Here is an 18,667-nt window from a genome sequence, read left to right as displayed (position 1 = left end):
AGATATGTTTTGTGAAAACTGTGGACATAAAATGGAAGAGGATGCCGCATTTTGTGAAAACTGCGGTCAGCCTGTAAATGGAAAGGCTGTGGAAAAAGAGCCTGAGGTTCGGGAAAGAGCTACAGAACAGGAATCTGCGGTTCAGGAAAGAGCTGCGGAACAGGAACCTGCGGTTCGGGAAAGAGCTGCAGAACAGGAACCTGCGGTTCGGGAAAGAGCTGCAGAACAGGAATATGCATTTCAGGAAAGAACTGCGGAACATGGGACAGGGGCTCGGGAAACTGTAAAGAAACAGGAAAAGACAGAGGCGGCAGGAGAACAGGATCAGCATGTTCAGGGCCACATCGTGGAGGAAGCAGGCACCTACAATTGGATGTATGAATTTTCCCTCTGGAAGAATCCCTCCGTATTCATTACCGTCTATAAAGTGATGCTGATTTCCCTGGCGTTTCCAGCGCTGCTCATGTTTTTCCTGACTTTGGAAGAGGGAGTGGAAGAAGCCTTTAAACTGCTGTTTGCCATGATCGGCTACGGCATTATCTTAATAACAGGGTTGACGATTGTGGCATATGTTTTTCTGGGCATCCTGTACGGAGGCAGGTACTACGTATTGTTTAAAATGGATGCAAAGGGAATCAACCACATTCAGCTGGAGAAACAGTACAAAAAGGCACAGGCTCTGGGCTTTCTTACGGCTTTAACAGGTGTTTCCGCAGGCAGCCTTTCTGCCGGAGGCGCAGGTCTTTTGGCAGCCTCCAGACAAAGCCTCTACACAAGCTTCAAGAAGGTAAAATCCATCAAAATATGCCCGGGAAGGAATACGATTTATCTCAACGAATCCATGGCACGAAATCAGATTTACGCAACGAAGGAAGAGTTCCAGTTTGTGAAGGAATATATTTTGAAGAATTGCCCGAAAAATGTAAGGGTTATCGAAAAGTAAAAAAAGGTACCTGACACCATAAACTCGCAGTTTATGGTGTCAGGTACCAAAATTCTTTGGACAAATGGCCATTCCTATTGCTAAAGCAATGGGACTTAAGGTGATTGTCAGTGGAAATCCGCAGGCATGCGAGCAAACAATCGAGATAGGTGCAGATCAATATATCGACTATACAACTGAAAATTATTGGGAGCTGCTTAACAACATAGATTATGTGATTGATACGCTGGGACCTGACGAATTTGATCATGAACTTTCGATTCTTAAACAGGGAGGCAGGCTTCTTTCTCTGCGGACTGGTCCTAACAAGCGTTTTGCAGCAGATCATGGATTTCCAGGTTGGAAACAAAAGCTCTTTGCTGTTGCTGGGGCTAAATATGATAATAAAGCGAAGAAAAAAGGTGTTCAATATCGCTTCATTTTTGTTCGAAGTGACGGAGCACAATTAGAAAAGCTTAAGAAAATCATTGAAGATAATGAGATTGTACCTGTTGTAGACCCGACAGAATTTCGTATTGAAGACATTAATAAAGCACTGAATCTCGTTGCACAAGGACATACAAAAGGGAAAGTTGTCATTAAATTTTAAGAAACGAATTTCTTGAATCGGTACAAGTTCGAATTTCTAATTAATGATAAATATATGAAGTATATAACTATTTAGAGCATTAAGACACAACCATTAAAAAAAGTGAGGCAGAAGAATGAAGATAAATATTCCTATAGAGGAAACGATTAAAAAGAGAGTTAGTACAAGAACGTATGATTCAAAACGACTTTCGAAAATTGACAAAGAAAAATTAGTGAATGAGATAAGCCGGTTAACGAATCCATTTGGAAAAAATGTTCGAGTTCATCTTATTGAAAAAGATACAGTATCGAATGGAGAAAAGCTAGGCACCTACGGGGTGATAAAGGGTGCCAATACATTCTTAGGTGTAACGACTGATAAAACAGAGTTAGGACTTGTGGCAGCCGGCTATCAGTTTGAAAATCTTGTGCTGATTGCTACTAATATGGGACTTGCCACCGTATGGCTTGCCGCTACTTTTAGTAGACAGCAATTCGAAAAAGCTATGGATATACAAGAAGATGAACTTTTTCCGGCAATTTCACCGATTGGATATGCAACCGTTAAAAAGAGCATTACAGAAAGCCTGATGAGAAAAGCAATGAAGTCGGATAAAAGGAAGCCATGGGAGGAAATTTTCTTTCAGGATTCTTTTGGAAATACACTTTCAAGGAAAGACGCTAATGAATATGTTGATCCATTGGAGATGCTTCGACTGGCACCGTCTGCTACCAATGCACAACCATGGAGAGTAGTAAAAAAACAAGGCTCATATCATTTTTTTGAGACACACAAAAGGAATGCAAGCGAAGATGAAAAAATGATTAAAAAAGTGGATCTTGGTATTGCTTTAAGCCATTTCCATCAGACAGCCTTAGAACATGGATTAGCAGGACGATTTGAAAAATTGGAAGATATAAAAATAGATATTTCAGAAAATACAAATTATATAATATCGTGGAAAGTAGAAAAATAAGAGTACCTGACACCATAAACTGCAGTTTATGGTGTCAGGTACCAAATGCGGGGTATCAATGCGCGGATACCAATATAAGGAGGAAATAAAATGGAGATAAAGCATATCAGAGGAAATACATTTTATATTGATACCGGTATGTCAACATTGCCTTTTTATAAGGTCAATGATGAGGAAATCATCATGCTGGATACAGGATGGGCGGAAGGCGAGAGGGCGGGAATAGAAGCGCTTCTGGAAGCCAATCATTACAAAGTATCCGGGATCATCTGCAGCCATTCCCATATCGATCACGTGGGAAATAATGCATATTTCAAACAGAAATACAATTCGACGATTGCAATGTCATCTTATTGCGCCCATGTCTGCGCATCGGAGGTGAACCTGAAGGTATATTACAGCAACCAGAACCTGACTGATGTAGCAGAGCATTTCGGGCATATGGTGTGTGAAACGGATATCATGATTACCGATGAACAGACGAAAATATATGTTTGCGGCATTAAATTTAAAATCCGCCACACGCCGGGACATAGTCCGTCTCATATATGCATTATAACCCCCGATGATGTGGCATATCTTGGCGATTGTCTGATCGGCTATGAAGTCATGAATGGCGCTAAAATGCCTTATGCATTTATACTCAGAGAGGATCTGAAAAGCAAGGAAAAGCTTCACGAGTTGAAGTGCAGCAAATATATCGTATCCCATAAAGGGGTTTTCGATGACATAACGGATCTGATCACTGACAACATAAATTTTTACAAGTTAAGGGCGGAAAAGGTCTGTGATGTCATAAAAGGCAGTATGACAATGGAAGAAATCATGAAAGAGATTATGATTGTTTTTCATATACGTGTGCAGACCACCCACAGATACGCAGTAATCGAGAGGATGTTAAGGTCGTTCATCGAGTATCTGAATGAAACAGGAGCTGTCGAGGCGAATATAGAGGACGGGTTCCTTAAGTATAGGCGGATCCGGAAGCTATGATTTTTCAGGCGCTTTTTGACCTGCACTGAACATGTCTGAAGTTGAAAATGAGGCATGAATGCTTGAAAAGGCTGCATTCATGGGGCATATCCGGTGGCGATCATTATACAATCAGACAAATGGCAAGGAGGGAGACTCTATTGAATAAGAATAATATACCTAATTTTCCGTGCGATCTGCATGGACATACCATAAGGTCAGATGGCTCAGATACGCCCCGGGAATTCATTGATCATGCAGTTGAGGCGGGAATGAAGATTGTTGCCATAACGGACCATGATGTGATTCCGCCGGAAACGATTGAAGTTGATGGAAAAGAGATGGATATTGTCCAATATGCAAAGGAAAAAAATCTGATTTTGATCAGAGGGATGGAGATATCCTGTGAGACTGAAATAGAGGATGTCCATCTTTTATGTTTCGGATGCGATTGGAAGGATGTCTTTTTTCGTGAATTTGAGCAGGATATGGCGAAATCCAAAATAGAGAGCTACAAAAAACTGGTTGAAAAATTAAATGCTGACGGAATCTGCATTTTCTGGCAAGAAGTGCTTGAACATAACGGAAGCCCGGTCAAGGAAGAGCGGGTTCAGAAAAAGATGATATTTGAATTAATGGCAGGGAAGGGATTTTCCAATGACTGGAAAGATGCAAAAATGCTGATTAAGAGCCGGCCAGAGTACCAGGTTAAAAGAAAAAAGCCCGATCCGGCAGTAATCATAAAGGAAGTGCACAGGTGCGGGGGAATCGTCATTCTGGCACATCCGTATCTGATTTGCGATAATCCGATTTTGAAGGGAATCCGGGTGACGAGAGATGAATATATAGACTGTCTGATTGAAAAAGGACTCGACGGTATAGAGGCTTCCTACACGTACGACAAAACCAGCTATGATGGAACAAAAAGCAAAGGTGAATTAGCCACAGAAATCCAGGAGAAATACGCAGACAGGGTCGCTGTTCTGTCAGGAGGATCGGATTATCACGCAGATCATAAAAAAGGCGTGAGAAATGCGAGGTATATTGGGGAATGCGGGATAACGGAAGAATATTTCTATTCCAACGATAAATTAAGGTACCTGACACCATAAACTCCAGTTTATGGTGTCAGGTACCAATTTTTTGCCACCATAATGGTGGCAACATAAATATGCTGCTAATGCTATAATCTAAATATGAAAGAATCCTAAAAGAATGACCATAGAAAACATCAATACAGAAATAAACATTACATTGAGTATTATTATTCCAATAAAATGTATAATATGGTTTTTGTGCTGGCACAATGGTATTATCTTTTGAATATTTAAGTAGTTGCTGCTGGAAAACACAACAGACAAAAATATAGATAAACAAAAGATTCTCTCGATCCAAAGACCAATACCCGTAACATCTTCTGTTTCTAATGTTAAACAAAGCCAAAAGATCAGCAGATATCCTATGGTTGCTAAAATCATACGCCAGGGAGTATGCGTGCGAAATCCGGGTGGAATAAGAGATTTCCATGATTCGATTTTTAGAAAACCCGCATTGTCATTGGTTTGTTCAGTGGAAAGTTTTGTCTGAAGTTCTGAAACTGACTTGAATCTGTCTGCCGGATTAATCTGCGTACATTTTGAAATTATATCATCGAATTCATGGGTTGGTGTTTTTAATGAGTATGCAAGTTCCTTCAGCAATACACCAATTGCATAGATATCCGTTTGCTGTGATGAAGAGCCAAAACCATATTGTTCAGGAGCAGCATATCCTTTTGTACCTAGCAGAACAGTATCAGATGACTTTTCGATTGTAAAATATTTGGCTGCATTAAAATCCAAAAGAACAACATGATTATATGATGTTATTATGATATTTGACGGTTTTATGTCTCTATGTATGATTGGCGGATTCAGGCTGTGAAGTTTGTTTAATATAATACAAAGTTCGTTAATATAGTGAGTTATGTCACTTTGCGCTAAAGAGCGGGCATCGATCTTATCTTGCAATGTTTCACCAGAGATATATTCTTCAATAATTTGAAGAGAATGATCGTCTTCATACATTTCTATGATTTGCGGAATTCCCACAATCGGAGTGGTTTGCAGGTGTTGATAAATGTCGGCATTATACACATTAAGAAATTTTTTTACAAATATTTTTTGGGATTCCTGATGTTGTACTAAATATACTTTATGTTCATCATTCAGGGTTGCTATACTTTTATAGTATGATATGGATAATCGTTTTGAGAAATCCAATAAATCAAATCCTTTCACAAATAGATGAGTTTATTATATCAGATAGGAGACTTTTATGAGTGAAAAAAATACACAAGAACTTGAGAGTGTCCTGGGAAGCACCCATTCCAGGGACTTTGAATCGTTTTACAAAAATAATAAGGGGAGTTTAATTGACGAAAAATCTGCATTTAATACATATGTCAAAGATTTGTTCAGGTCCAGAGGGCTGACGCAGCAAATTGTCTTTTTGAAGGCGGACATTCCAGAAAGATATGGATATAAACTTTTGTCTGGAGAAAAGCATACAAAGCAGAGGGATATCATTCTGAGAATTTGTTATGCGGCAGAGTTTACCCTTGAGGAAACTCAGAAAGCGCTAAAAAAATATGAAATGCAGCAATTATATGTAAAAATACCGAGGGATGCACTTTTGATGATTATTTTTAATGAAAGACCGGGAAGTATCATAGATGTGAATGGATTGCTGAAAAAGCACGGTCTTGATCCATTAAGGACCAGTGGTTTGCAGGATTAGTTTGAAATTCCCACCATAAAGGGGGCAACTGTTTTTTGCATAATTTGTTATAATACTAAAAAGCGCTAATATTATATAAATATATAAATCAAACAAAAAATAGGGTTTTTAGAAGGTTTGTGTTCGAATTTGATTATTGTTGGGGGGGGAATAATGCAGCAAGTCACGGAAGTATTTTCTTATGGCGTTTTTTCTTGTTCGCTATGGAACTTCTTCAGGTTACACCTGGCGCTGAAGGGAAATTTGATTTGTGCTATATTGCAGTTGGATTTCAAACTGAGGCAGTTGCTGTTTTATTTATAAAAAATTAAGGAGGAGTAAAAAATGAGGAAAAAAACAAAATGGGTGGCAGTTTTACTGAGTCTGGGTTTGGTTGTATCGATGGCTATGGGATGCGGCTCATCGGATCCGGCTGAAAAAAAGGATATCGTTACTACCGATAAGGGGGCAGCTGGCGATGAAGCAGCTGATGAAGCGGCTAATGACGAGACTGCTGAGGAGGATGCAGCAGGCAGCACGGATGTAACAATCGAGGAACAGGTTCTTGTTGACCAGAATGGAATTGTTATTAAAGCTACAGAATATACAACAGACTCTATTTGGGGAGATGGAATTAAGCTTGTTATTGAAAATAATTCTGATCAGAATGTTTCGGTCGGCTGTAAAGCATTAATCGTAAACGATTATATGATTACGGACTTATTTGTATCAGATATTGCAGCTGGCAAGAAAGCCAACGAAACAATGTATTTATCAAGCACTGAGTTGGAGGCTGCGGGTATAGATTCTGTTGGACAGGTTGAGGTTTATTTTCATGTATATGATAGTGCATCATATGATGATATCTTTACCACAGAAGCTGTGATTATACAGACATCAGAATATGCAAATATGGATACGACTCCCAATGATGCCGGAACAGAGCTTTACAACGAAGGAGGCATAAAAATCGTAGGTAAAACCGTCGATGAGGATAGTTTCTGGGGAACTGCTATCTTGCTTTATATTGAAAATGCATCTGGAAACAATGTAGGAGTACAGTGTGACAATATGTCGATCAACGGATTTATGATTTCACCATATTTCTCATGCGATGTATATGATGGAAAGAAAGCTTTTAATGAAATTACAATTATGGACAGCGATTTAGAAGATAATGGAATTGAGAGTATCGATGAGGTTGAATTACAGTTCCATGTCTATAATGTGGATACATATGATACAATTGCAGACTCAGATCCTATTAAATTTTCCGCACAATAATTTTAAATGGAGGTTTAAGAAAAATGAAAACTTGGAAATTAGTATCAGGAATTTTATCGATTATTTTATTTGTGGTTGTTACTTTTCAGTCATGTGCTGCAGGTGTTGTTAATGCCTTAGAGGAGAATGGCGGTACTTCCGGATCTGTAGGTTTTTTGGTTGCGGCGTTTATGCTTGCGGGTGGAATTGTCTCCGTAGCATCCAGAAAATCAGTTAAAAAGGGTGGAAACATTGCTCTTGTTATTTTGTTTGGATTAGCCGCACTTATAGGATTTGCAGGATATGGGAATTACAGTGATCTTGTTATCTGGTCCGTGTGGTGTTTGATTAACGCTATCCTGGCTGTCGCAGCTTTAATTACGGGAAAGAAAAAAGCTGATACAATAACTGATTCGTTATAAACGATCACATGAGAGGCAGGAAGGAATTATTAGCTTTTTGCCTCAGAAAAATTCAAAAAATATTAATGCCACAGGCTAATGATCAAGCTTGTGGCGTTTTTTTTGTGATAAATTAATGAAAAATTAATGGTACCTGACACCATAAACTCCAGTTTATGGTGTCAGGTACCAATTTAGATATCCAGCGCGATCCTGCCGTCCTTAATCTCAATGATGCGGTCCGCCGTCTCTGCGATGCGCCGGTCATGGGTGATGATGATGAAGGTGGTGCCCATTTCTTTGTTGATGTCCCGGAGCAGATTGTATACGGTCTCAGTGGTTTCCGAGTCCAGATTTCCCGTAGGCTCGTCGGCCAGGATGATTTTGGGGCTGTTCATGAGGGCTCTGGCGATAGCAGTACGCTGCTGCTGTCCGCCGGACATATTGGTTGCTTTGTTGTTCTTGACTTTTTCGAGCCCCACCAGAGCCATGAGTTCATTGGCTCTTTTCAGCTTGTCCGCCGGGACCTTGCCGTACTGGATGCGGTAAGGCATCAGGACGTTCTCCAGAGCGGTGAATTCCGGGAGAAGGTAGTGGAACTGGAAAATGAATCCGATGGTCTCGTTTCTCAGAGTGGCCAGTTCATTTTTGTTCATCTGGTCGGTCCTTTTTCCGTTGATGTAGACCTCGCCGTCTGTGGGCTGGTCCAGGGTGCCGATGATATTCAGCAGGGTGCTTTTTCCGCTTCCGGACTGCCCGATGATGGAGTTGAAGCTGCCTTCCTCGATGGCCAGGTCCAGGTCAAACAGAACCTGGGTCTTGACCTGGCTGCCGTAGATCTTGTTTATTTTTTTCAGTTCTATCACATTACGCATTTCGGATCACCTCGATTGGATTCAGTTTAGAGGATTTTCTTGCGGGAATGAGGGCGGCCAGTGTGGAAACCACGATTGCAAACCCTGCAGACAGTGCAATAAATCCTGGATTGATGTAGAGTGGTACGACTGGCGTGCCGTCGGGGTTCAGGGCAAAACGGGTGAAGACATAGGCAAGCCCCAGGCCTAATAAAATTCCAAGGATCGCGCCGGCAATTCCCAGCATGAGGCCCTGGAAGACGAAAATCAGACTGGCTGCGCTGTCGCGGATTCCCATTGCCTTGAGGATGCCGATCTGTCTGGATTTCTGAACTACGGTGATGGCCAGGACGCTGGCGATGCCAAGGAGCACGGAAATCATGACGAATACCTGGATCATGTAGCTGGAGACGCTCTGGCCATTCAGGCCGCTCAGGAGGGATGCGTTCTGGTCTTTCCAGTTTTCAGCCAGAAGGTCCTCGGGGAGGTCTGCCTGGATGTCGGATGAAATGGTATCTGCAAGGAACACGTCCTCCACCTGCATTTCGATGCCGGTGATCCGGTCGTCATAGGAGAACATGGACTGGGCGGTCTCCAGGGTGGTGAGCACCCAGGAACTGTTCAGGTTTGCCACCTGGAAGTCGAAGATGCCGGTGACGGTCAGCGCCTGGTTTTCGCCGGAGCTTGTCAGGACATCTACCTCATCCCCGATTTGGATGCCTGATTCATCCTTGAGCGTCGTTCCGATCAGGACTTCATTTTTGTTTTCTGGCAGGGAACCTTCCACCAGGCGTTCTTTTGTTTTATAGATCCCTTCTGCAGCTTCGAAGGAAAGGCCGCGGACGAGGATGCTGTAGTTTTCTTCGTCGGAAGTGACCAGGGCAGGTCCGTCAGCAGACGGAGAAACATGTTTCACGCCTTCATAGTCTGAAGAAATATCTGAAAGCCGGGACTCGTAGTCGCCGATGAGTTTGTCATCTGAAGTGCTCGTGATGGTGATCTGAGGCTGGCTCCCGATGGTGGTGTCCACCAGATCTATCTGCAGGCCCTGGATGAGAGAGCCTATGAAAATCTGGACAGAGACGCCGATTGCGATGCCCAGTGCAATAAGGAAGGTCTGCCCCTTGCTGGAGTTTAAAAAACGAAGGGCAATGTTAAATGATAGTTTCATGAGAGGTTCCTCCTTCCAGGTTTTCCAGTTCTTTTAAGGATGTCACGATATAGTCGGCCTTGAGAAGATCGGCGTGGGAGCCAGCTTTCTTGATTGCATTTCCACCCACGATGATTTTTACGGAAGCATCCTTCTTGCGGACCGCCTCTATGATATCCCTTGTGGAAACCAGATGATAGGGATTGGAGATGCTGATGGCGATGCAATCGATTTTCCGGATGTCCATTCCAGCTTCGATCACCCGCAGCGGCGTGTTGCTGTCCACGAAAATCGCGTCATAGCCCAAAATCGTCAAAATATCGGTGACCATGCGGGCCCCCACATTGTGATATTCCTCCGGGGGACAGAGCACTGCCACGGTCTTGCTGATGGAGATGCCCTTTTCCTCTTTTTCCTTCATGACATAGGGATAGGCATTCTCCAGGATCGTTTTGATGATGGAGGTTCTGACGTGTTCCTTCCAGATATCTACATTTTCATTTTCCGAGGGCACCATAAGGTTCAGGGCCGGGGCCAGGATTTCCTCGTATACCTCCAGGATGGAAAGCTCCTTCTTTTCCAGTCTGTCCAGGACAAACTGCAGCGCTTTATAACGATTTTCAGTTTCGATGATGCTTAGGAAGTCCATTAGATTCTTGTTCATTTCGACACCTCTTCTTTCGCTTTCTTGTTTAGTCGTAAAACATGATGAAATTGCCATTTTGCGGCCTTCTAATCCCTAACCAGGTTCCGGGTGATGATTTCGCTGGTTCTCTGGAACTGCTGAATTTCCTCTTTGGTAAGGCCATTGAAGCAGGCCGCTTCCCAGAGCGCGAGAGTCTCATGCAGCTTAGGGATCAGCAGATGTCCCTGATCCGCCAGATGGCAGGTCTTGTTCCGCTGATCGGCTGCATCTGTCTCGCGTCTGATCAGCCCTTTTTTCTCCATCATCTGGAGCAGCTTTGTTACATTTGCTTTATCGGTCTGCAGAAATGGAATTAAAAGAGCCTGCCCCATCCCCGGAACCTGTTCGAGGACAAGCATCACGACAAGCTCGCGCCAGTCGACTTTGAGCGGACAGAGCATTTCATCCAGCTTCTGTTTCCCGTACTTGTTAAACACGCTGATATCACATATGAACATAGTTTCACCTCGCTATTTTTGTGATCGTTGCATGATATGATTGTATAATACAACGATTAAAATTTCAAGGGCAGTTGGTGGTTTTAATGCGTTACCTTAAGGGGGTACCTGGTACCGCACTGATTTAATGCGGTAACGTGGAGAGGTACCTGACACCATAAACAGGAAAACCATTGCGCCGAAAGTCATGCAGGTGTATAACAGAATCATGGATAGAAGTGACGGAAAGAAATCCTAAAATCATTTGAAAGGTATTGGTGAACAGCATGTATGAAACAGACCTGGAAAAGATTCTCGCAACACGACATGATAATGGCGCGGATTTTTGGGCGACACCAGACGGGCGGATTGGCATAGAAAAGCCAATCAGCACCCTGACAGCCCTGTTGATCATGAGTGAATTGAAAGTAGATAAGTCTCATGAAGCGCTCCAGGGGGCGGCGGAGCTGGTCCTTCAGGCCATAAGGGATGATGGGCGGGTGCGCATTTCGCCGAAGGGCTCCATCTATCCCTGCCAGATGGCGCTTGCGGCTGCAGCCCTGTACAGAAACGGATATGCCGGTGACGAGCGCGTAAAGAAGGTGCTGGAATACCTCCTTTCCAACAGATTTGAAGATGGAGGCTGGAGATGCAGCAAATTCCTGTTCGGACGAGGTCCGGAAACGGATTTTTCAAATCCCGGGGTAACCCTTCTCGCCCTGGACGCATTCCGGTGTGCGGGAATGAACGAAGGGGCTCATGATCTTGACCAGGCAGTCGAAACCCTTCTTGACCATTGGACTGTCCGGGCGCCGACCGGTCCCTGCCATTATGGAATGGGGACGCTGTTCATGCAGGTGGAGTATCCGTTTCTGAGATACAACCTGTTCTATTATGTATATGTGCTTTCTTTTTATGAGAAGGCCCGCAGGGACAAGAGATTCAAGGAAGCGTTTGCAGCCCTGAGGGGGAAGCTGGACAGCAGCGGCAGGCTGATTGTCGAACGGCCGAACCGCAAGCTGGAGAAGCTGGATATCTGCAGGAAGGGCGAACCGTCGGAAGCGGCCACGGAGAGATATCTGGAAATCGTCAGGAATATGGGGAGTAAATAAATGATTGCAGCTGTTCGGAAAAAAGGTACCTGACACCATAAACTGCAGTTTATGGTGTCAGGTACCAATATAAGGAGGTAATATCATGCCGGAAAAATTAGATTACAAAAAGCACTACAAGAATCTCTATCAGCCAAAGACGGTTCCAGCGATAGTCGATGTGCCAAAAATGAAATTCATCATGGTCGATGGCAAAGGAAACCCAAATGAGGAAGCGGGAGAATATGCGAAAGCCATCGAATTGCTTTACGGACTGTCCTACACCATCAAAATGAGCAACAAGAGCGGGAAAGCCCCTGCGGATTTCTTCGACTATGTCGTGCCTCCGCTGGAAGGCTTATGGTGGACAGAGGAGGACAGGCCTTTTGAAACGGGGCAGAAGGATAAACTGATCTGGACTGCGATGATCCGGCAACCGGAATTTGTCACCGAAGAGGTTTTTCGGTGGGCGGTTGATGAGCTGCAGAAAAAGAAGCCGGAGCTGGACACTTCAAAAGCGAGGCTTGAGGAGTTCGAGGAAGGGCTCTGCGTTCAGATGATGCATCTGGGTCCATATGACACGGAAGCAGTAACTGTCAAGGCTATCGACGATTTTGCTATATCCAATGGATACGTAAATGCCATTTCAGAAGTACTTCCAGACGGTCATATCCGGAGGCACCATGAACTATACCTGAACGATCCGCGGAAAACGGATCCGGAAAAGATGAAGACAGTGGTCCGTCATCCGATCCGGAAATAATCATGAAGAGTTTTGACCAGTCACGATATCAGTTCGGAAAATGGAAGATCGGACGAGGAGGCGGGATATGGAACGAAATGAGATTGTCAGCTGGCTGCTGGAAGGTGATGTGTCAATCCAATACCAGACGCATCGGGATTTATTGAAATCAGAGCCGGACATATTGATTCCGTTAAAGAAAAGGATAGCGACAGAAGGCTGGGGATATGAGTTTCTGAAAAGGCAGCATCCGGAAGGCCACTGGGGTAAGGCTTTTTACCAGCCAAAATGGACATCGACCAATTATACGCTTCTTGATTTGAGAAATCTATGTGCCCCGTGTACTGCAGAAATAACGAAAGCCCTTGATGCCATAGTAGAGACCTGCAAGGCTGCGGATGGCAGCATAAACGGTTTTGTGAGCGTGCCGCAAAGTGATCTGTGCATCAATGGAATGTTTTTGAACTATGCATGTTATTTTGGCCTGGAGGAAGAAAAGATAAAGTCCGTCGTGGATTTTGTGATAAGCCAGCAGATGAAGGATGGCGCCTTCAATTGTCTGCTGAACAGGTCCGGGGCCAGACATAGTTCCATGCATACGACAATTAACACGCTTGAGGGGATCATGGAGTATATCCTTCAAGGGTACGGCTACAGGCGGGAAGAGCTGACCGGGATTGAAATGGAAGCACGAGAATTCCTTCTCCGGCATCATTTATTCCGGTCTGACAGAACAGGCGAAATTATCAATCCTGACATGCTCCATATGGCATATCCGACACGCTGGAGATACGATATTCTGCGTGCACTGGAGTATCTCCGTAAAGCGGAGGCTCCCTACGATGCAAGAATGCAGGAGGCACTGGATGTGGTCTGTAAAAAACGCACAAGTGATGGCCGCTGGAAAATACCGGCACATTATCCGGGTTCGGCAGTGCATTTTGAAATGGAGCAGGCTGGAACGGTCAGCCGCTGGAATACGCTCAGAGCCATGCGGGTATTGGATTATTTTACCTGATTAGGGGAATTTGAAAACGAATGCATATCACGAGATGATATCATATAACAAAATCAGACAAATAGTTACCATGGTAACACCTTTTTTCTGTCTGGATAAGTATAATAACTGTAAACCATGCATATTGAGGGCTTTCCGTACCTTGTCTTACGATTTGTTTTGGTTTCAGGCAATTGTATTTTGAAAAGAGAGGAGGAGGGTCAATGAAGTATGTGGCAACAGGAGTCAGGCTTCTGTTTTTGGGAATATTTTTATTTTTGGTCCTGAATGGGAAAATGGTGATCTGGCTTGGCATTTTTGCAATCAGCCTTTTGCTGGCATTGGTTTTCGGGAGAATTTACTGCGGTTATGCATGTCCTATGAATACGATCATGGGACCGGTGGAATGGCTCTCCAAAAAATTGAAGCTTCAGGCAAAAACGGCTCCGAAATGGCTTCTTTCAGATAAATTACCATGGATTTCACTGGCGGCCAGTGTTCTCGTTATGGTGGCAGCAAAGAAGACAGCCGGGCTGAACTTACCGCTCTTGCTGATCTGGCTGGTTATATCGGCATTAGTGACATTGAGGTACCGGCCATATGTATTTCATAATTACATATGCCCCTTTGGAGCACTGCAAAAATACTTTGGAAAGTATGCAAAATACTCGGAAACCGTAGACCGGAATTCCTGTATAGGGTGCAGGCTTTGTGAAAAAACGTGCCCGACAGAGGCGATAAAAGTAGCTGATGACAAGAAAGCGGCAATCAACAAGGCTCTGTGCCTGCAATGCACGAACTGCCAGCAGGTATGTCCGAAAACTGCAATCCACTATAAAAATAAGTAGCATAAGCGGGTTGCGCATAACCGCTTTGACCAAGATTAGAAGAGGAGGAATAATATGATAGAACAGATCTATAAAATATCAACAGGCAATGAAAAAGCCGTAGAAAAAGTAATCCAGGATGACAATGTACATTATATCCATATGGTATTCAACAAGGGAGAAGGCCTTCCGGAGCATTTTTCCAATTCCAATGTGTACATGACAGTTGTAAGAGGAATGCTTTCCATCGGATTGGATGATCAGGAGATCCATAAATACGAGGCGGGCACTGTGCTGAAAATTCCTGTTGATACGAAAATGAATGTTAAGAATCTTGATGAACCGGTGTTGGAGCTGATTGTAGTGAAAGCGCCGGCACCAGTGAAGTAGTTTGGGGAACACCTGTATTTGGTGTTACAAAGAACAAAATGCGCAGCAGGCGTTTGTTCAAAACTGGCAATTTCAGCGGGGATTCAGTAGTTACTAAAAGGGCTGTCGCTAGCGACAGCCCTTTTGGTTGATTGAAACCAAAATGAAAGATATGAAAGCAGAGAGACCAAGGTTTCTGGAATTTATTTAAGGAAATAAATTTAATCCAGCCTCTCAACCTGCTTCTGAAAAGCCAGCAGATGGCTGTCGGAGCCTCTCTTCAGGGAAGAGAATACTGTGGAGACATTTTCAGGCAAGTCGTAAGTCAGGAAAAGTTCGTACATCGCAATATTGTCGATTTCGGCCTGGACACCGATCTGTGCAGCTTCAAGCAGATCATCAGGTACAACAATATGATCGGCAGAGCCGTCGGACGGGAAATCGAGTCCATAGGAAAGGTATACTTCTTTCAAATATGCAAGATGTGTCTCCTCGGCACGAATGATATTGGAATAAGGTCTCTGGCTGCCGAACTTTTCTACGATGGCCAGATACTCCCCGTGCGCTAAGTATTCATCCTGAACTGCATACAGGAGCATATCGCGAATGGTCAGATCCTTATCGACGAGGGCGCCTTTTGCCCCGTATCCTTCAAGAGACAGAACCTGATCTTTATCTGTCAGAGGAGTGGGATCCATATCGACATTATGGTCGACGGGCTGGGTGGTTTCAGGTGTCTGGCTGGTGTCTTCCTGAACAGGCTGGGTGTTTTCGTTATCAGCGTCTTTGGCAGCGCTGCAGCCTGACAACATAAATATGCTGCTGACAGCAAGTGCTGCAGCCATTAGAACAGTGACAAAAAATCGATTGAATTTCAATGCGGATTTAGTTGTTCCCATAGCAATTCCTCCTCTGAATGGTTTTGAAAATAATCAGTAACATGTCAGGACTGCATCCTTCATAATTGCAATAATTATACCATGAAAGTGCTGGTACCTGACATCATAAAGTGCGGTACCTGACACCATAAACAAAAATTTATGGTGTCAGGTACCAAGCGAGGGCTACTGCGAAAGTGGTGGTACCTGACACCATGAACAAAGTGTGAATGGCCAGATGATATGCAAAAAAAATAAGGATTCCGCAGACTTGAACCTGCAGAATCCTTATTTATTAAGACAATGGAATATTAACTGGCATTAACTCCCTTGTCATTTGTTCTTTTTTACACGCAGCCCTTTTTCAGGTATTCCTGCTCGTATTCCATAATTCTGTCTACCTTGGGTGCTGATCCGCCGCCTGCGAAATCGCAGTTCAGCCAGATGTCCACCAGGTATTTTGCGAGTTCTACGCCGATTACCCGTTCGCCCATGCACATGATCTGTGCATCGTTGCTCTTTCTTGCGCGTTCTGCTGAAAATGGATCGTGGCATACCGCGGCTCTGATGCCCGGCACCTTGTTTGCGGTTATCGCCATGCCGATGCCTGTTCCGCATACCAGGATTCCTCTTTCGAATTCCCCTTTTGCCACGGCTTCTGCTACCTTTATAGCTACGTCGGGATATAATACGATATCACCTGCTTCAGCGCCAAAATCTACCACTTCTATATTCTTAGACTGAAGATGCTTCATGATCTCTACTTTAAGACTGTAAGCTGCTTCATCACATCCGATTGCTATTCTCATAGTGCTTTTTCCTCCTGATCCTGCCTTGCTGAAACTGGATGATCCAGTAAGGCTGTTATGCTGAAATCCGATGATCCAGCCCGAATTTTATGCGATGACTTCTTCGATCCCATCTGCCATAGCAGTAAGGATGATGCTGCATGACGTTGCACCTGCATCGAGCACGCCTCTCGATCGTTCGCCTAAACGGCTGGAACGGCCGAATTTTGCCACCATGTCTTTGGTCGAGTCTCTTCCGGCTTCGGCTGCCTTCTTCATTGCAGGAAGTGCTTCCCTGTAGTCTTTTCCTTCGGCGGCAGAAGATCTGATGACGTCTGCTGCAGGGGAAAGTGCATCTACAAGGGTCTTGTCGCCCACTTTTGCATCTACGATTCCGCAGAGGCCTGTGAGTCCTGCCGAAAGCATATTTCCGAAGTCTGCAAGGGAAATCTCTTCAAGGTCTTCGCCTGCTTCTGCCATTTCCATCAGGATGGTTCCGTAGATCGGTCCCATGGATCCGCCGATTTCGTTCAGCAGGATCATTCCCAGTTCTTCCAGGCCTTCGGTAAAGGAAAATTCCTTGTCCGCAAAACGGCTTTCGAATACTGAAAAGCCCTTATTCATGTTCATTCCATGGTCTCCGTCACCGATCAGGCCGTCGACTTCTCCAAGGTATGCCTTATTGTCCTGGATTGCTTTTACCATTTTAAGCAATATTTTTTTTCCATCTGCATTTTTGAATGTACTCATAGCGATTACCTCTTTCTCTATATGATTCAAACTAGTAACTATTCAGGAGTGCATCCTTGCGAAACTGGATACTTGAACAGCTGCTAAAATTTTTTTATCAGTTACACCCTTATTTATGTACCTATACGCCCTGTCAAAATGGTTATGCGCAACTCGCATAAGCTGCCTGCGCATAACCTGATTACCATTTCGCGGTATTTTGTTCTAGAATTGTTTCAATCCCATACTGTTTGCAGGCAGATCGATCAGTTCCTTCAGTTCCTCATCGACCTTCATCATGGTAAGAGTTGCACCCATCATTTCAAGTGATGTGAAATAGTTTCCGACATAGGAGCGGTGCGTTTTGATTCCCTTTTCTGTCAGGAGCCTGTCGATTTCATCGTAGAGCACGTATAATTCCATGATCGGTGTAGCGCCGAGTCCTGAAACCAGCACGACTACTTCATCACCTGCCACGAAAGGATAATCCGGCACTACTACGTCCACCATCCTCTTTGCCATCTGGGCAGCTGTTTCCAGTGCGCACACTTCGATTCCTGGTTCTCCGTGGTGTCCGATTCCCACTTCCATGGTTCCGTCTTTGATCTCGAAGTTCGGGTGTCCTACTGCTGGGAGCGTACATGGCGTGAGGCCGATTCCTACGCTTCTTGTATTGTCAATCGCTTTCTGGGCTGCTGCGATCACTTCATCCAGGGTTGCGCCTTTGGCTGCTTTCGCGCCTCCGACTTTCCACATCAGCACTTCTCCTGCAACGCCGCGGCGTTTTTCGCGCTGGTCCTTTGGCGCTGAGGCAACGTCGTCATTGGCTACTACGGTCTTTACTTCAAGTCCGGCTTTTTTCGCCATTTTAACAGCCATCTTCACGTTCATGTTGTCGCCTGAATAGTTTCCGTATAAGCAGGCAACGCCTTTTCCGCCGTCAGCCGCCTTGAATGCATCCAGGAATGCTGCCGCAGTAGGAGAGGAGCAGATTTCGCCGACTGCCACCGCGTCACATAAGTTTTCTCCTACATATCCGATAAATGCAGGCTTGTGGCCTGATCCGCCGCCTGTTACCACTCCGACCCGGTCGACAGGAGCCTTTACGGCTCTGACTACACGAGGGTTGTCTGTCTTTACGACTATATCGCTATGGGTTTTTAGAAACCCTTTCAGCATTTCATCTACTATATCATCTGCATCATTAAATATTCTCTGCATTTTTTTCTCCATTCCC

The 18,667-nt window shown here is 44.3% G+C and carries 23 protein-coding genes; 14 read left to right on the top strand and 9 right to left on the bottom strand.

Features of this window, described 5'->3' with window-relative positions:
- The first annotated feature begins 4 nt into the window (after nucleotides 1-4).
- The 5 genes from BJR36_RS08100 to BJR36_RS08080 all read left to right on the top strand — a co-directional run bounded on the left by BJR36_RS08100 (nucleotide 5) and on the right by BJR36_RS08080 (nucleotide 4,574).
- Nucleotides 5-943, top strand: a complete 939-nt coding sequence (locus BJR36_RS08100; RefSeq protein ID WP_091232560.1) for a zinc-ribbon domain-containing protein — start codon at nucleotides 5-7, stop codon at nucleotides 941-943.
- A gap of 64 nt (nucleotides 944-1,007) precedes the next feature.
- A complete protein-coding gene (locus tag BJR36_RS08095) occupies nucleotides 1,008-1,532 on the top strand; it encodes a zinc-binding dehydrogenase (protein ID WP_091232558.1) in 525 nt (174 codons plus the stop codon).
- A gap of 115 nt (nucleotides 1,533-1,647) precedes the next feature.
- On the top strand, nucleotides 1,648-2,490 hold the full coding sequence (locus BJR36_RS08090) for a nitroreductase family protein (RefSeq protein ID WP_091232556.1): 843 nt from the start codon (nucleotides 1,648-1,650) through the stop codon (nucleotides 2,488-2,490).
- A 90-nt stretch (nucleotides 2,491-2,580) separates the two neighbouring features.
- Nucleotides 2,581-3,483 (top strand): MBL fold metallo-hydrolase, encoded by a 903-nt coding sequence (locus BJR36_RS08085; protein ID WP_091232553.1) that lies wholly within the window; start codon nucleotides 2,581-2,583, stop codon nucleotides 3,481-3,483.
- 140 nt (nucleotides 3,484-3,623) lie between these two features.
- The gene (locus BJR36_RS08080; RefSeq protein WP_242875500.1) at nucleotides 3,624-4,574 is read left to right on the top strand and encodes a PHP domain-containing protein; all 951 of its coding nucleotides are present in this window, start codon (nucleotides 3,624-3,626) and stop codon (nucleotides 4,572-4,574) included.
- A 78-nt stretch (nucleotides 4,575-4,652) separates the two neighbouring features.
- Here BJR36_RS08080 and BJR36_RS08075 read toward each other — a convergent pair whose 3' ends face one another.
- The gene (locus BJR36_RS08075) at nucleotides 4,653-5,741 is read right to left on the bottom strand and encodes a serine/threonine protein kinase (RefSeq protein ID WP_091232550.1); all 1,089 of its coding nucleotides are present in this window, start codon (nucleotides 5,739-5,741) and stop codon (nucleotides 4,653-4,655) included.
- A gap of 37 nt (nucleotides 5,742-5,778) precedes the next feature.
- Between BJR36_RS08075 and BJR36_RS08070 the strand changes: the two genes are divergently transcribed.
- The 4 genes from BJR36_RS08070 to BJR36_RS08055 all read left to right on the top strand — a co-directional run bounded on the left by BJR36_RS08070 (nucleotide 5,779) and on the right by BJR36_RS08055 (nucleotide 7,904).
- Nucleotides 5,779-6,240, top strand: a complete 462-nt coding sequence (locus BJR36_RS08070) for a hypothetical protein (RefSeq protein ID WP_091232547.1) — start codon at nucleotides 5,779-5,781, stop codon at nucleotides 6,238-6,240.
- Nucleotides 6,241-6,359: 119 nt separating this feature from the next.
- Nucleotides 6,360-6,551 (top strand): hypothetical protein, encoded by a 192-nt coding sequence (locus BJR36_RS20555; protein ID WP_091232545.1) that lies wholly within the window; start codon nucleotides 6,360-6,362, stop codon nucleotides 6,549-6,551.
- A 13-nt stretch (nucleotides 6,552-6,564) separates the two neighbouring features.
- Complete coding sequence (locus BJR36_RS08060; RefSeq protein ID WP_091232543.1) at nucleotides 6,565-7,503, top strand: hypothetical protein; 939 nt, start codon at nucleotides 6,565-6,567, stop codon at nucleotides 7,501-7,503.
- Nucleotides 7,504-7,526: 23 nt separating this feature from the next.
- On the top strand, nucleotides 7,527-7,904 hold the full coding sequence (locus BJR36_RS08055; RefSeq protein WP_091232540.1) for a hypothetical protein: 378 nt from the start codon (nucleotides 7,527-7,529) through the stop codon (nucleotides 7,902-7,904).
- A gap of 173 nt (nucleotides 7,905-8,077) precedes the next feature.
- Here the strand turns inward: BJR36_RS08055 and BJR36_RS08050 are convergent, their stop codons facing one another.
- The 4 genes from BJR36_RS08050 to BJR36_RS08035 form a co-directional block, all read right to left on the bottom strand.
- On the bottom strand, nucleotides 8,078-8,758 hold the full coding sequence (locus BJR36_RS08050; protein ID WP_091232537.1) for an ABC transporter ATP-binding protein: 681 nt from the start codon (nucleotides 8,756-8,758) through the stop codon (nucleotides 8,078-8,080).
- Nucleotides 8,751-9,908: an ABC transporter permease gene (locus tag BJR36_RS08045; RefSeq protein ID WP_091232534.1), complete on the bottom strand. Its 1,158-nt coding sequence runs from the start codon at nucleotides 9,906-9,908 to the stop codon at nucleotides 8,751-8,753. The genes BJR36_RS08050 and BJR36_RS08045 overlap by 8 nt, the downstream gene beginning before the upstream one ends.
- Nucleotides 9,892-10,551, bottom strand: a complete 660-nt coding sequence (locus BJR36_RS08040; protein ID WP_091232686.1) for a cobalamin B12-binding domain-containing protein — start codon at nucleotides 10,549-10,551, stop codon at nucleotides 9,892-9,894. Before BJR36_RS08040 ends, BJR36_RS08045 begins: the two co-directional genes overlap by 17 nt.
- A 68-nt stretch (nucleotides 10,552-10,619) precedes the next feature.
- Nucleotides 10,620-11,030 carry a MarR family winged helix-turn-helix transcriptional regulator gene (locus BJR36_RS08035; protein ID WP_091232531.1) on the bottom strand — a complete coding sequence of 137 codons (411 nt, stop codon included), beginning with the start codon at nucleotides 11,028-11,030 and terminating at the stop codon, nucleotides 10,620-10,622.
- A 266-nt stretch (nucleotides 11,031-11,296) separates the two neighbouring features.
- Here BJR36_RS08035 and BJR36_RS08030 point away from each other — a divergent pair, with 266 nt between their 5' ends.
- The 5 genes from BJR36_RS08030 to BJR36_RS08010 all read left to right on the top strand — a co-directional run bounded on the left by BJR36_RS08030 (nucleotide 11,297) and on the right by BJR36_RS08010 (nucleotide 15,056).
- Nucleotides 11,297-12,121, top strand: a complete 825-nt coding sequence (locus tag BJR36_RS08030) for a prenyltransferase/squalene oxidase repeat-containing protein (protein WP_091232523.1) — start codon at nucleotides 11,297-11,299, stop codon at nucleotides 12,119-12,121.
- A gap of 85 nt (nucleotides 12,122-12,206) precedes the next feature.
- Nucleotides 12,207-12,863: a GyrI-like domain-containing protein gene (locus tag BJR36_RS08025; RefSeq protein WP_091232521.1), complete on the top strand. Its 657-nt coding sequence runs from the start codon at nucleotides 12,207-12,209 to the stop codon at nucleotides 12,861-12,863.
- A 67-nt stretch (nucleotides 12,864-12,930) separates the two neighbouring features.
- Nucleotides 12,931-13,860, top strand: a complete 930-nt coding sequence (locus BJR36_RS08020; RefSeq protein ID WP_091232519.1) for a prenyltransferase/squalene oxidase repeat-containing protein — start codon at nucleotides 12,931-12,933, stop codon at nucleotides 13,858-13,860.
- Nucleotides 13,861-14,063: 203 nt separating this feature from the next.
- On the top strand, nucleotides 14,064-14,687 hold the full coding sequence (locus BJR36_RS08015; protein WP_091232517.1) for a 4Fe-4S binding protein: 624 nt from the start codon (nucleotides 14,064-14,066) through the stop codon (nucleotides 14,685-14,687).
- A gap of 54 nt (nucleotides 14,688-14,741) precedes the next feature.
- Nucleotides 14,742-15,056, top strand: coding sequence for a cupin domain-containing protein (locus BJR36_RS08010; protein ID WP_091232515.1), 315 nt, complete (start codon nucleotides 14,742-14,744; stop codon nucleotides 15,054-15,056).
- A gap of 200 nt (nucleotides 15,057-15,256) precedes the next feature.
- On the opposite strand, the gene BJR36_RS08005 is transcribed toward BJR36_RS08010, so the two are convergent.
- From BJR36_RS08005 to BJR36_RS07990, 4 genes are all read right to left on the bottom strand, one after another.
- Entirely contained in the window at nucleotides 15,257-15,934 is a 678-nt protein-coding gene (locus BJR36_RS08005; protein ID WP_091232513.1) for a ferritin-like domain-containing protein, read from the bottom strand.
- A gap of 326 nt (nucleotides 15,935-16,260) precedes the next feature.
- Nucleotides 16,261-16,722, bottom strand: a complete 462-nt coding sequence (gene rpiB, locus BJR36_RS08000; RefSeq protein WP_091232511.1) for a ribose 5-phosphate isomerase B — start codon at nucleotides 16,720-16,722, stop codon at nucleotides 16,261-16,263.
- Between the two features lie 87 nt (nucleotides 16,723-16,809).
- Nucleotides 16,810-17,451 (bottom strand): dihydroxyacetone kinase subunit DhaL, encoded by a 642-nt coding sequence (dhaL, locus tag BJR36_RS07995; protein ID WP_091232509.1) that lies wholly within the window; start codon nucleotides 17,449-17,451, stop codon nucleotides 16,810-16,812.
- A 204-nt stretch (nucleotides 17,452-17,655) separates the two neighbouring features.
- Nucleotides 17,656-18,651 carry a dihydroxyacetone kinase subunit DhaK gene (locus tag BJR36_RS07990; RefSeq protein WP_091232506.1) on the bottom strand — a complete coding sequence of 332 codons (996 nt, stop codon included), beginning with the start codon at nucleotides 18,649-18,651 and terminating at the stop codon, nucleotides 17,656-17,658.
- Nucleotides 18,652-18,667: the final 16 nt, after the last annotated feature.

Origin of the sequence: Anaerobium acetethylicum, from assembly GCF_900096945.1 — a bacterium.
Taxonomy (GTDB): domain Bacteria; phylum Bacillota; class Clostridia; order Lachnospirales; family Lachnospiraceae; genus Anaerobium; species Anaerobium acetethylicum.
The sequence above is the reverse complement of the archived record's forward strand: the minus strand, read 5'-3'. Positions and strand labels throughout refer to the sequence as shown.

Excerpts from the sequence above, each read along its gene's own strand:
- BJR36_RS08100 (WP_091232560.1), top strand. The coding sequence starts at position 5 with ATGTTTTGTGAAAACTGTGGACATAAAATGGAAGAGGATGCCGCATTT.
- BJR36_RS08095 (WP_091232558.1), top strand. The coding sequence starts at position 1,008 with ATGGCCATTCCTATTGCTAAAGCAATGGGACTTAAGGTGATTGTCAGT.
- BJR36_RS08090 (WP_091232556.1), top strand. The coding sequence starts at position 1,648 with ATGAAGATAAATATTCCTATAGAGGAAACGATTAAAAAGAGAGTTAGT.
- BJR36_RS08085 (WP_091232553.1), top strand. The coding sequence starts at position 2,581 with ATGGAGATAAAGCATATCAGAGGAAATACATTTTATATTGATACCGGT.
- BJR36_RS08070 (WP_091232547.1), top strand. The coding sequence starts at position 5,779 with ATGAGTGAAAAAAATACACAAGAACTTGAGAGTGTCCTGGGAAGCACC.
- BJR36_RS08060 (WP_091232543.1), top strand. The coding sequence starts at position 6,565 with ATGAGGAAAAAAACAAAATGGGTGGCAGTTTTACTGAGTCTGGGTTTG.
- BJR36_RS08055 (WP_091232540.1), top strand. The coding sequence starts at position 7,527 with ATGAAAACTTGGAAATTAGTATCAGGAATTTTATCGATTATTTTATTT.
- BJR36_RS08050 (WP_091232537.1), bottom strand. The coding sequence starts at position 8,758 with ATGCGTAATGTGATAGAACTGAAAAAAATAAACAAGATCTACGGCAGC.
- BJR36_RS08045 (WP_091232534.1), bottom strand. The coding sequence starts at position 9,908 with ATGAAACTATCATTTAACATTGCCCTTCGTTTTTTAAACTCCAGCAAG.
- BJR36_RS08040 (WP_091232686.1), bottom strand. The coding sequence starts at position 10,551 with ATGAACAAGAATCTAATGGACTTCCTAAGCATCATCGAAACTGAAAAT.
- BJR36_RS08035 (WP_091232531.1), bottom strand. The coding sequence starts at position 11,030 with ATGTTCATATGTGATATCAGCGTGTTTAACAAGTACGGGAAACAGAAG.
- BJR36_RS08030 (WP_091232523.1), top strand. The coding sequence starts at position 11,297 with ATGTATGAAACAGACCTGGAAAAGATTCTCGCAACACGACATGATAAT.
- BJR36_RS08025 (WP_091232521.1), top strand. The coding sequence starts at position 12,207 with ATGCCGGAAAAATTAGATTACAAAAAGCACTACAAGAATCTCTATCAG.
- BJR36_RS08020 (WP_091232519.1), top strand. The coding sequence starts at position 12,931 with ATGGAACGAAATGAGATTGTCAGCTGGCTGCTGGAAGGTGATGTGTCA.
- BJR36_RS08015 (WP_091232517.1), top strand. The coding sequence starts at position 14,064 with ATGAAGTATGTGGCAACAGGAGTCAGGCTTCTGTTTTTGGGAATATTT.
- BJR36_RS08010 (WP_091232515.1), top strand. The coding sequence starts at position 14,742 with ATGATAGAACAGATCTATAAAATATCAACAGGCAATGAAAAAGCCGTA.
- BJR36_RS08005 (WP_091232513.1), bottom strand. The coding sequence starts at position 15,934 with ATGGGAACAACTAAATCCGCATTGAAATTCAATCGATTTTTTGTCACT.
- rpiB (WP_091232511.1), bottom strand. The coding sequence starts at position 16,722 with ATGAGAATAGCAATCGGATGTGATGAAGCAGCTTACAGTCTTAAAGTA.
- dhaL (WP_091232509.1), bottom strand. The coding sequence starts at position 17,451 with ATGAGTACATTCAAAAATGCAGATGGAAAAAAAATATTGCTTAAAATG.
- BJR36_RS07990 (WP_091232506.1), bottom strand. The coding sequence starts at position 18,651 with ATGCAGAGAATATTTAATGATGCAGATGATATAGTAGATGAAATGCTG.